Source organism: Bradyrhizobium sp. AZCC 1588 (assembly GCF_036924735.1).
GTDB lineage: Bacteria > Pseudomonadota > Alphaproteobacteria > Rhizobiales > Xanthobacteraceae > Bradyrhizobium.
Genome location: NZ_JAZHSC010000001.1, coordinates 6,313,427 through 6,328,018 on the forward strand (window position 1 = coordinate 6,313,427; position 14,592 = coordinate 6,328,018).

16 protein-coding genes, 1 tRNA gene and 1 pseudogene are annotated in these 14,592 nt (G+C 62.6%); 14 read left to right on the forward strand and 4 right to left on the reverse strand.

The window, feature by feature from the left end:
• The first annotated feature begins 122 nt into the window (after positions 1 to 122).
• The 5 genes from ribH (at position 123) to V1277_RS29375 (ending at position 4,956) form a co-directional block, all read left to right on the forward strand.
• Positions 123 to 614: a 6,7-dimethyl-8-ribityllumazine synthase gene (ribH, locus tag V1277_RS29355; RefSeq protein WP_213255539.1), complete on the forward strand. Its 492-nt coding sequence runs from the start codon at positions 123 to 125 to the stop codon at positions 612 to 614.
• A 2-nt stretch (positions 615 to 616) separates the two neighbouring features.
• Positions 617 to 1,108 (forward strand): transcription antitermination factor NusB, encoded by a 492-nt coding sequence (gene nusB, locus V1277_RS29360; protein ID WP_334420488.1) that lies wholly within the window; start codon positions 617 to 619, stop codon positions 1,106 to 1,108.
• Entirely contained in the window at positions 1,101 to 2,093 is a 993-nt protein-coding gene (gene thiL / locus V1277_RS29365) for a thiamine-phosphate kinase (RefSeq protein ID WP_334419280.1), read from the forward strand. Before nusB ends, thiL begins: the two co-directional genes overlap by 8 nt.
• A gap of 206 nt (positions 2,094 to 2,299) precedes the next feature.
• Positions 2,300 to 2,509, forward strand: coding sequence for a cold-shock protein (locus tag V1277_RS29370; RefSeq protein WP_028345703.1), 210 nt, complete (start codon positions 2,300 to 2,302; stop codon positions 2,507 to 2,509).
• 326 nt (positions 2,510 to 2,835) lie between these two features.
• Complete coding sequence (locus V1277_RS29375) at positions 2,836 to 4,956, forward strand: sodium-translocating pyrophosphatase (RefSeq protein ID WP_334419281.1); 2,121 nt, start codon at positions 2,836 to 2,838, stop codon at positions 4,954 to 4,956.
• A 105-nt stretch (positions 4,957 to 5,061) separates the two neighbouring features.
• Here V1277_RS29375 and V1277_RS29380 read toward each other — a convergent pair whose 3' ends face one another.
• Together V1277_RS29380 and V1277_RS29385 are read right to left on the reverse strand one after the other, a co-directional pair.
• Positions 5,062 to 6,066, reverse strand: a complete 1,005-nt coding sequence (locus V1277_RS29380) for a Bug family tripartite tricarboxylate transporter substrate binding protein (RefSeq protein WP_334419282.1) — start codon at positions 6,064 to 6,066, stop codon at positions 5,062 to 5,064.
• A gap of 213 nt (positions 6,067 to 6,279) precedes the next feature.
• Positions 6,280 to 6,756, reverse strand: coding sequence for an outer membrane protein assembly factor BamE (locus tag V1277_RS29385; RefSeq protein WP_442894536.1), 477 nt, complete (start codon positions 6,754 to 6,756; stop codon positions 6,280 to 6,282).
• A gap of 116 nt (positions 6,757 to 6,872) precedes the next feature.
• Here V1277_RS29385 and V1277_RS29390 point away from each other — a divergent pair, with 116 nt between their 5' ends.
• The 6 genes and pseudogenes from V1277_RS29390 to V1277_RS29415 all read left to right on the forward strand — a co-directional run bounded on the left by V1277_RS29390 (position 6,873) and on the right by V1277_RS29415 (position 11,451).
• A complete protein-coding gene (locus tag V1277_RS29390; protein WP_334419284.1) occupies positions 6,873 to 7,424 on the forward strand; it encodes a ubiquinol-cytochrome C chaperone family protein in 552 nt (183 codons plus the stop codon).
• Positions 7,421 to 8,007, forward strand: a pseudogene (locus V1277_RS29395) (YceD family protein). The gene V1277_RS29390 and the pseudogene V1277_RS29395 overlap by 4 nt, the downstream one beginning before the upstream one ends.
• Before the next feature lie 303 nt (positions 8,008 to 8,310).
• On the forward strand, positions 8,311 to 9,357 hold the full coding sequence (gene plsX / locus V1277_RS29400) for a phosphate acyltransferase PlsX (RefSeq protein ID WP_334419285.1): 1,047 nt from the start codon (positions 8,311 to 8,313) through the stop codon (positions 9,355 to 9,357).
• Positions 9,354 to 10,331 carry a beta-ketoacyl-ACP synthase III gene (locus V1277_RS29405; RefSeq protein ID WP_334419286.1) on the forward strand — a complete coding sequence of 326 codons (978 nt, stop codon included), beginning with the start codon at positions 9,354 to 9,356 and terminating at the stop codon, positions 10,329 to 10,331. Before plsX ends, V1277_RS29405 begins: the two co-directional genes overlap by 4 nt.
• Before the next feature lie 133 nt (positions 10,332 to 10,464).
• On the forward strand, positions 10,465 to 10,794 hold the full coding sequence (locus tag V1277_RS29410) for an integration host factor subunit alpha (protein ID WP_065732788.1): 330 nt from the start codon (positions 10,465 to 10,467) through the stop codon (positions 10,792 to 10,794).
• 105 nt (positions 10,795 to 10,899) lie between these two features.
• Positions 10,900 to 11,451, forward strand: a complete 552-nt coding sequence (locus V1277_RS29415) for a MerR family transcriptional regulator (RefSeq protein WP_334419287.1) — start codon at positions 10,900 to 10,902, stop codon at positions 11,449 to 11,451.
• 29 nt (positions 11,452 to 11,480) lie between these two features.
• Here V1277_RS29415 and V1277_RS29420 read toward each other — a convergent pair.
• Positions 11,481 to 11,558, reverse strand: a tRNA-Pro gene (locus V1277_RS29420).
• Between the two features lie 58 nt (positions 11,559 to 11,616).
• Positions 11,617 to 11,745, reverse strand: coding sequence for a hypothetical protein (locus V1277_RS29425; RefSeq protein WP_334419288.1), 129 nt, complete (start codon positions 11,743 to 11,745; stop codon positions 11,617 to 11,619).
• A 245-nt stretch (positions 11,746 to 11,990) separates the two neighbouring features.
• Here V1277_RS29425 and V1277_RS29430 point away from each other — a divergent pair, with 245 nt between their 5' ends.
• The 3 genes from V1277_RS29430 (at position 11,991) to V1277_RS29440 (ending at position 14,479) form a co-directional block, all read left to right on the forward strand.
• Positions 11,991 to 12,572: a hypothetical protein gene (locus V1277_RS29430; RefSeq protein ID WP_334419289.1), complete on the forward strand. Its 582-nt coding sequence runs from the start codon at positions 11,991 to 11,993 to the stop codon at positions 12,570 to 12,572.
• Between the two features lie 16 nt (positions 12,573 to 12,588).
• Positions 12,589 to 13,257: a hypothetical protein gene (locus V1277_RS29435; protein ID WP_334419290.1), complete on the forward strand. Its 669-nt coding sequence runs from the start codon at positions 12,589 to 12,591 to the stop codon at positions 13,255 to 13,257.
• A 316-nt stretch (positions 13,258 to 13,573) separates the two neighbouring features.
• Positions 13,574 to 14,479, forward strand: a complete 906-nt coding sequence (locus tag V1277_RS29440; protein WP_334419291.1) for a dihydrodipicolinate synthase family protein — start codon at positions 13,574 to 13,576, stop codon at positions 14,477 to 14,479.
• The last annotated feature ends 113 nt before the right edge of the window (positions 14,480 to 14,592 follow it).

Below are 14,592 nucleotides of genomic sequence, written 5' to 3' on the forward strand. Positions count from 1 at the left end.
AATCTCGAGATTCCGGGTTCGATGCTCGCATCGCCCCGGAATGACGGTGCCGAGTTCGTGCTTGGCTTAGCCACCCGCGGCGACTACATAACGCGCCGTACCAGAGTGAAACGGATTGAACGATGGCAGACGCACGGCGCGCACCGCTGAAAGACCAGACCGACATCACAGGCGCGCGCGCGCTGATCGTGGAGGCGCGGTTCTATGACGACATTCAAGACGCGCTGCTGGAAGGTGCCGTGGCCGAGCTGAAAGCCGCCGGCGTGACGCATGACGTCATCACCGTGCCAGGCGCCTTGGAAATTCCGGCCGCGATCGCGATCGCGCTCGATGCCGCCGACAGGAACGGCAAGCCGTATGACGCGGCGATTGCGCTCGGCTGTGTGGTGCGCGGCGACACCATCCATTTCGAGATCGTCTCGATCGAATCCTCCCGCGCCCTGATGGACCTTGCGGTCGCGCGAAAGGTGCCGCTCGGCAACGGCATCATTACCGTCAATACCGAGGCTCAAGCCTGGGCGAGGGCGCGCGCCAGCGAGTTGAACAAGGGCGGCGACGCCGCACGCGCGGCGCTGGCGATGCTGCGGATCAAACGCCGGCTGGCAAAGGCCTGATGATGGCAGAGAAGAAGCCCGCCAAAACTCCCGACAAGAAAGCCAACCGCCGTGGCGCGGCGCGGCTCGCCGCCGTGCAGGCGCTGTACCAGATGGACATCGCAGGCGCCGGGATCAACGACATTTTCGCCGAGTTTGAAAGCCACTGGCTCGGCAACGAGGTCGAGGGCGAGAAATACCTGCCGGCGGAAGCCGCCTTCTTCCGCGACGTCGTGTCGGGCGTGGTCCGCGATCAGGCGAGGCTCGATCCTCTGATCGACGACGCGCTGCAGAAGGGCTGGCCCTTGAAGCGGATCGACGCGATTCTGCGCGCGGTGCTGCGCGCCGGCTCCTACGAGCTCGAGCATCGCAAGGACGTGCCGGGCCGCGTGGTCGTCTCAGAATATGTCGACGTCGCGCATGCCTTTGTCGAAAAGGACGAGACCGGTATGGTCAACGCCGTGCTCGACCAGATCGCGCGCCAGTTCCGCGCCGGCGAGTTCACGCGTGGCTAGCGGCAAACCAGTGTCCGGCGAGGACTGGCTGATCGCGCGCTATTTCCGGCCGCTTGCAACCGACCCCGGCGCCTTCCGTCTCGACGACGATGCTGCGGCCCTGAAGCCGTCCGGCGATGACATCGCGGTGACGACGGATGCCATTGTCGAGGGCGTGCATTTCCTGCCCGATGATCCTCCCGATGCGGTCGCGCGCAAGGCGCTGCGGGTGAACCTCAGCGATCTCGCCGCGAAGGGCGCTACGCCGGCCGGCTTTGTGCTGACGCTGGCGCTCCGCAGCGCGGATGAGGGCTGGCTAAAGCCGTTCGCGGCGGCGCTGGGCGAGGACATCAGGCAGTTCGCATGTCCGCTGCTCGGCGGCGATACGGTGTCGACGCCGGGGCCGCTGATGGTTTCGGTGACCGCATTCGGCCGCGTGCCGCCAGGCAAAATGGTCCATCGCAGCGGCGCCAAACCCGGCGAGCAGGTGATGGTGACGGGGACGATCGGAGACGGCGGGCTGGGGCTGGCCATCCTCCGCGGGGGAAAGGTGCATGCCGCCGCCGATACAGCCGCGCGGGAGATGCTGGTCGCACGCTATCGCGTCCCGCAGCCGCGCGTGGCGATGGCCGAGATCGTTCGCGAATACGCCAGTGCTTCGATGGACATATCGGATGGGTTGGCAGGCGATCTGACAAAGCTGTGCGGCGTGTCGGGCGTATCCGCCGTGATCGATCTGGAGCAGGTGCCGCTGTCCGGAGCAGCGCGGGGGTTGGTGTCGCGCGGCATTGTCGGACTGGAAGCGTTGATTGTCGGTGGCGACGATTACGAAATCCTCTGCACGATTCCGGAAGAGCATGTTGAAGCCTTCGAAGCTGCCGCGGAGCGCGCAGGGGTTGCGCTTAGTTCCATCGGAACGATCGTCGCGGGGAGTGCAGTTCCGAAGTTCGTCGACAAAGAGGGCAAGGAAATCGCGCTGGAACGGCTATCCTACAGCCATTTTTGAAGGCGTCGCATAATGCCGTCGGGCTTTATTTCCCGCCAGCCATTGCAATTTCGCTGAAAACCTATAGGTTGTAGCGCATTCGATTACCGCCGTGCCTTTTTGAACGCGCCCCACGGGGCTTCTTTCCAGAGACATCGTCGAGATTGGATTTGAATCCGTGCGATCGCCGCGCGGAATGAAAGCCTATGTGCTTTGGAGAAGAGAAAATGGCTACGGGAACAGTGAAGTGGTTCAACGGTCAAAAGGGTTTCGGTTTCATTGAGCCGAGCGATGGCAGCAAGGATGTGTTCGTGCACATCTCCGCCGTCGAGCGCGCCGGCCTTGGCGGGCTGGCCGAAGGTCAGAAGGTTCAGTTCGAACTCAAGACCGACAAGATGCGGGGCAAGGTAAGCGCGGAAAACCTGTCGCTGGTGTAAGGCCTCGAAGCGGTCGTTTCACGGATGTACTGGAATGGCTGGTGAGCCCGCTCGATCCCTCCCGGGGTTGAGCGGGCTCTTGTATTTGGGCCGGGCCGAATACCCGATGCCTCCGGACGCCAGTTGGCTGGACGTATTCCGGGTGACACCTTTCAAAAATCGACGGTTTTCGCCCTTCGTGACATTGCGCCGGAGGGACGATTTTGGCATGGTCCCGCCCGATTTGAGGCCGCCCTTCTGGGCAGGGAAGGCCTCCTTTTTGTGCGTCCGCCGCAACTGCGGTGACGGCGCGGGGGTGGAACGAACAAAAAACTGAGGCAAATTCAATGACAGCATTGTGGGTGATTGTGCTCTGCGGAGCGCTTTCGATTGTCTACGCCATCTGGGCTACGTCTTCCGTTCTGAAATCGGACGCTGGCAATCCGCGCATGCAGGAAATCGCGGCGGCTGTCGCCGAAGGCGCGCAGGCCTATCTGCGCCGCCAATACATGACGATCGCCATGGTCGGCGTCGTGATCTTCGCGCTGCTGGCCTACTTCCTCGGCATGCTGGTTGCGATCGGCTTCCTGATCGGCGCGGTGCTGTCGGGCGCTGCCGGCTTCATCGGCATGAACGTCTCGGTTCGCGCCAACGTGCGCACCGCCCAGGCGGCGACCACTTCGCTGGCCGGCGGCCTCGAACTGGCCTTCAAGGCGGGTGCGATCACCGGTCTTCTGGTGGCGGGCCTCGCGCTGCTCGGCGTCACCATCTACTTCGCTTATCTCACCCAGTTCATGGGGCTGAAGGCCAACGACCGCGTCGTCGTCGACGCGCTGGTGGCGCTCGGCTTCGGCGCCTCGCTGATCTCGATCTTCGCCCGTCTCGGCGGCGGCATCTTCACCAAGGGCGCCGACGTCGGCGGCGACCTCGTCGGCAAGGTCGAAGCCGGAATCCCTGAAGACGATCCGCGCAACCCGGCGACCATCGCCGACAACGTCGGCGACAATGTCGGCGACTGCGCCGGCATGGCGGCCGACCTGTTCGAGACCTATGCGGTGACCGCGGTCGCAACCATGGTGCTCGCCGCGATCTTCTTCGCGACCTCGCCGTTGCTCGTAAACATGATGACCCTGCCGCTCGCCATCGGCGGCATCTGCATCATCACCTCGATCATCGGCACCTTCTTCGTCAAACTCGGCGCCAGCCAGTCGATCATGGGGGCGCTGTACAAGGGCCTGATCGCGACCGGCGTGCTGTCGCTGCTCGGCGTCGCAGCCGTCATCCACTGGCTGATCGGTTTCGGCGAACTGGCGGGCGTGAAGTACACGGGCATGGCGCTGTTCCAATGCGGCGTCGTCGGTCTCGCCGTCACCGGCCTGATCATCTGGATTACCGAATACTATACCGGTACCGATTATCGCCCGGTGAAGTCGATCGCCTCGTCCTCGGTCACGGGCCACGGCACCAACGTGATCCAGGGGCTGGCGATCTCGATGGAAGCGACGGCGATGCCCGCCATCGTCATCATCGCCGGCATTCTCATCACCTACGGCCTTGCCGGCCTGTTCGGCATCGCAATTGCGACCACCACCATGCTTGCGCTGGCCGGCATGATCGTCGCGCTCGACGCTTTCGGTCCGGTTACAGACAACGCCGGCGGCATTGCCGAAATGGCGGGCCTTCCGAAGGAGGTCCGCAAGTCTACCGACGCGCTGGATGCGGTCGGCAACACCACCAAGGCGGTCACCAAGGGCTACGCGATCGGCTCGGCCGGTCTCGGCGCGCTGGTGCTGTTCGCAGCCTACAATGAAGACCTCAAGTTCTTCATCGCCAATCCTGCGAAGCATCCGTACTTCCAGGGTGTGCTGCCCGACTTCTCGCTCAACAACCCCTACGTGGTGGTCGGTTTGCTGTTCGGCGGCCTGCTGCCGTATCTGTTCGGCGCGATGGGCATGACCGCGGTCGGCCGTGCGGCGGGGGCGATCGTTGAGGAAGTGCGGCGCCAGTTCCGCGAGAAGCCGGGCATCATGCAGGGCACCGACAAGCCGGACTACGGCAAGGCCGTCGACCTGCTAACCAAGGCTGCGATCAAGGAAATGATCATTCCGTCGCTGCTGCCGGTGCTGTCGCCGATCTTCGTCTACTTCGCGATCTACGCGATCGCGGGTGGCGGCGCAGCCGGCAAGTCGGCAGCGTTCTCCGCGGTCGGCGCCATGCTGCTCGGCGTGATCGTGACCGGCCTGTTCGTCGCGATCTCCATGACCTCAGGCGGTGGCGCCTGGGACAACGCCAAGAAGTACATCGAGGATGGCCATTTCGGCGGCAAGGGATCGGACGCCCACAAGGCCGCCGTGACCGGTGACACCGTCGGCGATCCCTACAAGGATACGGCCGGTCCCGCGGTCAACCCGATGATCAAGATCACCAACATCGTGGCGCTGCTGCTGCTGGCGATCCTGGCGCACTGAGCCGGCGACAAGCTGATCAAACGAAAACCCCGCGGTGCGAGCCGCGGGGTTTTTGCTTGGGGAAATGCTGAAATCTCACCCCCGTCACTGCAATGACGACGGAGTTTAATTCACATCCATCTGCAGGCCTTCGCGCTTGATGATCTCGCCGAATTTCGCGGTCTCGGCCTGCACGAAATCGGAAAACTGTTGTGGCGTTCCCCAGTCGGCGGTCGCGCCCATCTTCCCGATCGTCTTCTTGACGTCATCCCGCGCCAGCATCGCCTTGATCTCCTTGTTGAGCGCTTCAACGGCGGGAGCGGGCGCGGCCTTTGGCAGGAAGATGCCGAACCAGGAGGAGACGTCGAACTTCGAAAGCTCCGGAGCGCTTTCGCGCATGGTCGGAACGTTCGGGGCGAGTGCGCTGCGCTCGGGCGTGGTGACGGCGAGCGCGGTGAGTTTGCCTTCCTCGGTCTGCGGCAGCGTCGGGTAGAGATTGTCGAACAGGATCTGGATATCGCCGGCCAGCGCCGCCTGCAGCGCGGGGCCTGCGCCGCGGAACGGCACGTGCACCATCTTCAATCCGGTGAGCTGCAGGAACCAGGCACCGGTGAGGTGAGGGCTCTGGCCTACGCCTGAGGAGGCATAGGTGAGCTTATCCGGGTTGGCCTTGATGTAGGCGATCAGGTCGGGGATCGACTTGATGCCGGTCGACGGATGCGCCGACACGATATTCGGAATCCGGATCATGTTGCTGACCGGCTGCAACTGGTCGGCCTTGTAGGTCATGTTGCGGAAGATGCTGTAGGCAATCGCATTCGGACCGGGATTACCGACCAGGATGACATGGCCGTCCGCCTTGCCCCGCACGACTTCGCCGGTGCCGATGGTGCCGCCGCCGCCGGAGCGGTTTTCCACGACCGCGGACTGGCCCCAGGCGGTCTGCAGATGTGCGGCCAACAGCCGTCCCATCACGTCGGTGCTGCCGCCGGCCGCCGCTGGCACGATGAGACGCACGGTCTCGGTCGGGCGCCAGTCGGAGCCGTAACTCGCGCGCGGCAAGATCGCCGCAGCGGAGATGCCCGCGGCTCCGGTCAACACACGGCGGCGAGAAAAAGTTCTAATCGTCACAAGTTAACTCCCTGCTGAATCATTATTGATTGGCAGCGAGCCTAGGCAACGCGCGCATGCAGAGCAAGCGGGCGACTTGGCACAGGTTTTCCGCCTCGCGGAACAGGCGAAATCGCTATGACGTTTTCGAGCGAAGTGGATGCAGTTCGCTCAACGACAACGCAAAGACAGAAGTGCGGAGCTTGGTTCTGATTCAATCAGAACCGATTGGCGCTAGTTAAAGCTGAGCAACTTGAACAGCGGCGTCAGATAGCTGAGCTCCTGACCCGACGTTGGCGTGGTGCGGCTGATGAAGTCGAAGATCTTGCCGTCCTGCAATCCGTAATTGGCGAGCCGCGTCACCTGGCGGTTCTTGTCGAAATAGATCGCGATCACGCGCTGGTCTACGACCTGCTGGTTCATGAAGGCGACTTTGCGCTCGGAGCGCTGCGAGATGTAATAAAACACCTCACCGTTCAAGGTCGCGACCGTCGATGGCGTTCCCATCACGATCAGCACCTGATCCTGGCTGGCGCCGATCGGAATCTGCTCCAGCGCGTTGGGCGGCAGGATGTAGCCCTTCTGGAACTGTTCGCCGGTGCATCCGGCGAGCGCGGCGCAGACCAGTGCAATGGCTGCGGCGGCGCGAAAACCGCGCCGGCGCGCGGTCAGGCGGCGCGGCGTGGACACGCGGGCGCTTAGCTGGCTCATTTCGGTCATCTCAGGAATTCGCCCGTCCTCTTGCATCGCGCGGTGCGTTGACGTACCGGGCAGCACGCTTGATTGCAACATGCGCGGCCCGGGAGGGCTCGCTTGCGGAACCCACAATGCTTTGGCCGTTCAATCACTTCAGGAAACCCCGGACGCCGCTGCGCGGCACCATCGAGGCCATCTATGGCATGATCGTGACGCAGGCGCGAGAACCGTTGTTTTATCGGGACTTTGGGGTTCCGGACACGGTTAACGGCCGTTTTGACCTGCTTCTCCTGCACTTGTGGCTGGTCCTGCGGCGGCTGAAGTCGGTGGAGGGCGGCACGACGCTATCGCAGGGGCTATTCGACCATTTTTGCAACGATATGGACGATAATCTGCGCGAGATGGGGGTCGGAGACCTCACGGTGCCGAAGCGCATGCAGGCCTTCGGCGAAGCCTTCTATGGTCGGACCGCGGCCTATGACCTGGCGCTGACCGAGGGCCGCGAGGCACTGGCGCAGGCGATGTGCAAGAATATCCTAAATGGCGAGAACATCGAAAAGGCCCGACTGCTGGCCGCCTACGCCGAGGCGGCAATGGCGGGCCTCGACAGCCTCGACGAGGCGACGCTGGTGAGCGGCCGGGGCAAGTTTCCCTCGCCGGAGAAAGCAGGCGCGCAGCAATGAGCAAAACTGGCACAGAGAAGCCCGACCCGTGGCGTGTTCCCGTTGCGGTGGCGCAGATCCCCGAGACGGGCCTGCATCGCGACATCGAGGCCGATCAGGCCATTCGCAAAGCCGTGGCCGACACGGGCGGCTTGCGCGAGGTGCTATCGGCGCAGGCTTCCTTCGACGTGACGCCGCAGAGCGGCGGCCGCTTCCACGTGGCCGGTCATGTGCAGGCGCGGATCGGGCAGACCTGCGTGGTGACGCTGGAGAAGAGATCGAGAACGACATCGACGAGCCGATCGATCTGATATTCACCCCGCCCGAGCAGATCCCGCAGATGGCCGCGCTGGTCGATGAGGCCGAGGTGAGCGACGAGGAAACGCCCGATCCGCCCGAGCCGATCGAGAACGGCATGATCGATCTCGGCAGGGTTGCCACCGATGCATTGTATCTCGCGGTCGATCCATATCCGCGCAAACCCGGCGCTGTATTTGAGCCGATGGTTGAAGCCGCCGATCCCGAGGATCACCCGTTCGCGGCGCTCAAGGCATTGAAGGCAGCACCGAAGAAATCCGGCACCAGGAAGCCCAAAGGCAAGTAGCCGGCGGCTAAAGTAGTCTATGAGGCCGCATTCGGTTTGAGGTAGCTGCGGTATCTCACCAGGATTCCCAAATAAGGCATTGAATTATCTGAATATATTTCTTATTCTCGGTTTCGGGCCACACCGCTTGGCTTTTGCCAAAAGACGGTGGTCAAGAGGTTGTGTCGGGGCGGGGGACACGCTATTGTCGCCGCCCGGCGGAGGTGCGGTATCGCGTTTCGCCGAGCACCGCCTAACGGTGCCATTCCAGTGCGCCGCCGGCCTCTACGAGGGCCGCCAAGAGATCAGGTTTCCGGGACGTTCATGCCGCAAAAGGTTCGCATCGCGCTTGACGCCATGGGTGGCGATGTCGGCGCATCGGTCGTCATTCCCGGCGCTGCAATTTCTTTGAAGCGGCATCCCGACAGCGAATTCCTGCTCTACGGCGACAGCAAGCAGATCGACGAACAACTTGCCAAGTACCCGGCGCTGAAAAAGGCGTCGCGCGTGATCCACACCGACGTCACTGTGAGCATGCACGACAAGCCGAGCCAGGCGCTGCGGCGCGGCCGCAAGAACTCGTCGATGTGGCTGGCGATCGACGCGGTTAAGAAGGGCGAGGCCCATGTCGCGGTTTCCGCCGGCAATAGCGGCGCGCTGATGGCGATGGCCCGCTTCCATCTGCACACCATGCCCGGCATCGACCGGCCGGCCATTGCTGGCGTATGGCCGACGGCGCGGGGCGATTCCGTCGTGCTCGATCTCGGCGCCAGCATCGGCGGCGATGCGCATCATTTGGTGTCGCTCGCGGTCATGGGCAGTGCAATGGCGAGCGTGCTGTTGAACCGGGAGCGGCCGACTGTCGGCCTCCTCAACATCGGGGTCGAGGAGATCAAGGGCCATGAGGAGATCCGCGAGGCGGCCGAGCTGCTGCGCGCGTCGCAGCTCAATTATATCGGCTTCGTCGAGGGCGATGGGATCGGCCAGGGCGCGGCCGATGTGATCGTGTCGGAAGGCTTTAGCGGCAACATCGCGCTGAAGGCCGCGGAGGGAACCGCGCGCCAGATGGCGGACTTCCTGCGCCAGGCCATGACGAGCAGTTGGCTGTCCCGGATCGGTTACCTGTTCGCCCGCAGCGCGTTCAAGGCGTTGCGGGACAAGCTCGACCCGAACAAATCCAATGGCGGTGTTTTGCTCGGCCTGAAAGGCGTCGTTGTCAAAAGCCATGGCGGAATCAGCGCCGAAGGCTTTGCCTACGCGGTCGATGTTGGCTATGAGATGGTCCGCTGCGATCTCCTCACCAAGATCAATCAGATGATGAATAGCGACGGCAGTGCGCTGGCACCGACCGCGCAGGAGGCTGTCTCGTGACTGCGAAACGTTCGGTGGTGCTGGGCTGCGGCTCTTACCTGCCGCAGAAGGTGCTGACCAATGCCGAACTGGCGGCCCGAATCGACACTTCGGACGAGTGGATCGTGCAGCGAACCGGCATTCGGGAGCGCCACATCGCGGCCGAAGGCGAGTTCACCTCGCACCTGGCGATCAACGCCGCGCGCGCGGCGCTGGAACATGCCGGTCTCGACGCCCAGGCAATCGACCTGATCGTGCTTGCGACCTCGACGCCGGACAACACCTTTCCGGCCACCGCAGTTGCAGTCCAGAACGGGCTCGGTATCCATCATGGCGCCGCCTTCGATCTGCAGGCGGTGTGCTCCGGCTTCGTCTTCGCGCTCGCCACCGCCGACAATTTCCTGCGCTCCGGCGCCTACAAGCGCGCGCTGGTGATCGGTGCGGAGACGTTCTCGCGCATTCTCGACTGGAACGACCGCGGCACCTGCGTGCTGTTCGGCGACGGCGCCGGCGCGGTCGTATTGGAGGCGCAGGATCGGCCGGGTTTGCCTTCCGATCGCGGCGTGCTCACGACTCATCTGCGCTCGGACGGCCGGCATCAGGCGAAGCTCTTCGTGGACGGCGGCCCGTCCACGACGCAGACCGTCGGCCATCTCAGGATGGAGGGCCGCGAAGTGTTCAAGCACGCGGTCGGTATGATCACGGACGTCATCGTGGACGCCTTCAATGCGACAGGGACGACGGCCGAGGACATCGACTGGTTCATCCCGCATCAGGCCAACAAGCGAATCATCGATGCTTCGGCGCATAAGCTTCATATTGCGCCGCAGAAGGTGGTGTTGACCGTCGATTTGCACGGCAACACGTCGGCTGCGTCGATCCCGCTGGCGCTCGCGGTTGCCGTCAAGGACGGGCGGGTAAAGAAGGGCGATCTGGTGCTGTTCGAGGCCATGGGCGGCGGCTTCACCTGGGGTTCCGCGCTGGTGCGCTGGTAGACGCGGCGCAAAAATGCTGTTTAAAATTGTAGTGCGGTTCCATGCTTCTGCATGATGGTCGCTGTTGACCATTGCGTGCTAACCTCATAATTTCAGGGAATAAATTTTGTTCGCCGAGAGTGCGGGGCAGGCGATGACCGGGACCGGAAAAACAGTCACACGCGTCGATTTGTGCGAGGCGGTCTACCAGAAGGTGGGCCTGTCGCGGACGGAATCTTCAGCATTTGTCGAGCTCGTTCTGAAAGAAATTACCGATTGCCTGGAGAAGGGCGAGACGGTGAAACTGTCGTCGTTCGGCTCCTTCATGGTGCGCAAGAAGGGTCAGCGTATCGGACGTAATCCGAAGACCGGTACTGAAGTGCCGATCTCGCCGCGTCGTGTGATGGTGTTCAAACCATCCGCTATTCTGAAACAGCGGATCAATGGACACGCGCCCGGCAACGGCGAAAGCAAGCCCGACTAAGAAGACTGATTAACAAGACCGACTAGCGAGATCGAGTAAACACGGCCGCGTAGCAAGGCGAGTACCGCGTCTTCACCAACGAGATAAGTTGAGAGGAGCTGGCACTTGGACAAGGCGCCGGATGCGTTCCGCACCATCAGCGAAGTCGCTGAAGAGCTCGATATTCCCCAGCATGTGCTGCGGTTCTGGGAGACGCGGTTCGCCCAGATCAAGCCGATGAAGCGAAGCGGCGGGCGGCGTTACTACCGCCCGGACGATGTTGATCTGCTAAAGGGCATCCGCCGTCTGCTGTATGGCGAGGGCTATACCATCCGCGGCGTGCAGCGGATCCTCAAAGAGCACGGCATCAAATCGGTGCAGGGCCTTGCCGACCAGACCTCGGCGGTTACCTTCGGCGCGGTCGAAGAAGCGATCGGCCTCAGCCTGCAGGAGCCCGATGAGGGCGAGATCCCGACCGTCGCAGCCGACGACGAGGATTACGAGACTGAAGAGAAGGAAATCGACTACCGCTTCGTCGACACCGACGACGGCATTTTGCTGCCGTTTGCGAGGACCAAGCCGGGGCCGTCGGACGCCGACCGCGAGCGCCTGGAGCGGGTGCTGCAGGACCTGATCGCCTGCAAGCAATTGCTGGACAATGCAATGAAGGATGGCTGAGCGGGCGGGCTCAAAAATCGAAGAAATGATGGTCGGAGCGAGAGGATTTGAACCTCCGACCCCTAGTCTCCCAGACTAGTGCGCTAACCGGGCTGCGCCACGCTCCGATGCCGTTCCCTTAGCTGCGATCAGCGCCCGGCGCAAGGCACGAGAGCGGGAGCGCAGCTAGATCCCGAAAAGCCAGACGGCAAGGACGGTTCCGAGAATGGCCGCTCCGCTGATGGTCCAGCCGGTCAGGTAAGCCGCGCCGTCCGTCTCCGGTCTATCGACCATGGTATCGTGCCAGTGGATCACGGCGGTCTCCTCTGGATTGACTGCCTCTGGTCAGTAGGTCGTTGGCGGAGGCTGGAGGTTCAACAAGAGCGGAAGTCGCACCCTTTGGCCTCATTCCCGGCTCGAGTTGAAGCTGAGCTGCAAAGGCGCCCGCCGCGCCGGTAACTTCGCCTTAACCCCATCCCACGCATCGATCCGCGATTAACGTCCCGACACACTCTGGGTGTTATGGATGCCCGGACACAACCGTTGCAGGGCGTTAAGCAATGAATTTCTTGATGCGTGCGGTCTTTGTTTTGGGCGCCATTTTTCTGGGCATCAACCTGATCAACTATTTCGTCCTTGGCCACACCGGAGACTACCTGCCGGGCGGACAACGCATGGGCGAATGGAAACAGGCCAAGATTCGCGAAACCTGTTATCCCGCACTTGAAAGCCCCGAGCGCGATGAGCTGCTGCCAAAGCTGACGACCACTGAACATCGTGTCGACTGGCGAAATCTCACCAGCGCGAAAGAGATGACGGCAGCGCTGAACTGCTACCTCGTCACCCATCCGAACGCCATCTGCGAGCGGAACAATCGCGCCTACATCGTCGACTACATCAACCGCTATTTCGCGAAGTTCGATGACATGATGAATATCGCCAAGCGATATGGCGAATCCGAGATGTCCACGGTCAGGAATCTCTGGAACAGTCCTCGCAACCGGGCGATCAATGCGGCCCTGATGCAGGACACCAGCAATGGCCGCCTCATCAAGGCTGATTTCGGCTGGATAGTCTCGGCGGCAATGAAGCCGATGCTCGATCGGTACACGGGCACGACCGACAACTGCCCCAGGGCCTAGCGGAGGAGCTTGAAAAATGCTGCGTCAGGGGCTCACCCTCATCCTGGCTTTCGTTGGCGGCTTCCTCGCGGTCGGCGGGTGGATCTGGGCCCCGAAAGTATCGAGTGCGATGTCAAGCTTCGTTTCGGTAGGGCCCAGTGTTTCGTTGTTCGCCGACGCCAATCGCCTCGGCCGGCCGGAGGTCGCGCCGGTCGTGCGGCGCTGCATTTTCCGCGTAGTGGACGTCGGTCCGGACGCGATGAAGATGGAGCCAAGTGCTGCATATTTCATCCTGAAGGCCGGCACCATGCAGGCGAACATTTCCACCTTGGCTGGCAAGCCAGAAGATTCGAGATCCGAATACCGGACAGTTTCTGTGGCTATCAAATGGGGAGAGTTGGCGGGCTGCATTTATGCGCAGGACGATCGCGAACTCTGCGACGCCGATAACCGCGCAGCGGCAGTAGAAGCCACCACGAAGTTCTTTGCCCACGCGAAGCAAACCGGCGCTTCCGCGGGCAAGCCGGCGATATCAGCCAGCGACGCACGCGACATCGAAAATGTCAGCGACCGCTTGTTGCTCATGCTCAAGAACCACCGTCGCTACGGTACGCTCGTGGGTGCCGATTTCGGCAGTTTTGCACCGGCCGAAATAATGCAGGTCATGCGCGGCGAGCAAGCAACCCACGACATCTGCAAGCGCTGACACCCGAGACGATTAGCCCATAATGTGTGAAGCGCGCCCTGCATGGGCTCGCAATGCGTTGTCGCCGATTTGACCGTCGACGCCGACGTTGGAAGCGCTGCTCCGACATTCGATAGGCTTGTCCCAACCGGCCGACCGCCGGGAACGCGGGATGTGGTTCGCGGGTCGAGACGCGCAAGCGCTAGACGCGGCGTTTCCGCTACTCTGCCGTGCCAATTCCGCAACTGGATCGCAGTTCCGTCCTTGGGTACGCTTGGTTTTGCGAAAGCGGGGAATACGCCCGCATGCAACGGATGGAAACCGCGAGGGCAGGCCGATGACAATACGCCCCACAGGCGTGATACCGCCGATGACGACGCCGTTCCGGAAAGACGGCGAGATCGATTTCAAACTCGTTGCATCGCAGGTCGACTGGCTGATCGCGGCCGGCAGCCACGGCATGGCGGCCGGCGGCTCGACGGGTGAGGGGCATACGCTCGATCACGAGGAGTATCGTGACCTGGTGGCGGCGACGGTGGAGGCTGCGAAAGGGCGCGCGCCCGTGATCGCCGGCATCATCGTCGATTCCACCCGCGATGCGATCCGGCGCGGCAGACTGGTGCGCGACATGGATGTCGCAGCGCTGCAGGTGACGCCGGTGCACTACCTGTTCAAGCCGGACGAGCAGGCGATGGTCGACCATTTCCGCCGCATGGCCGATGAAACCGGTATGCCGATCATCATCTACAACGTGGTGCCGTGGTCGTACCTCTCGCCGGCGCTGCTGACGCGGATCATGAACGAGGTGCCGCTCGTCGTCGGCGTCAAGCAGAGCGCGGGTGATCTGAAACTGTTTGCCGACCTCATGATGATGGCGCCGGACAAACTGATCTACAGCGCCGTCGATGCGCTGATGTATCCGTCCTATACGCTCGGCGCGCATGGTTCGATCGCGGCGATCCTGAGCGCTGCGCCGCACGCTTCCGTCGAGCTCTGGAATGTGGTCAAGGCAGGCAACCACACTCGCGCACTGGAGCTGCACAAGAAATTGCTGACGTTGTGGAACGCGATCGTCTCGGACAATCTGCCGGCATGCGCGCGCTATGCGCAGTCGTCGCAGGGGCTGCCGACGACATTCTCCCGCGCGCCGATGCCTGAAGCATCGCCCGCACAGCAGGCCGCGATCCGGAAGGCGCTGGAGGGATTGGGCGCGCTCGGTGGCTCGCGCGAGGCAGCGGAGTAAATTCCGCTGCGCGAAAACGCCTGTAAGACAATCGAGCCGCCTGTCTCGCGGGCGGCTTTACCGGCAGCTCCCACCTGTTACTGTCGTTCCGCGGGGGGGGGTCCATGCCATGA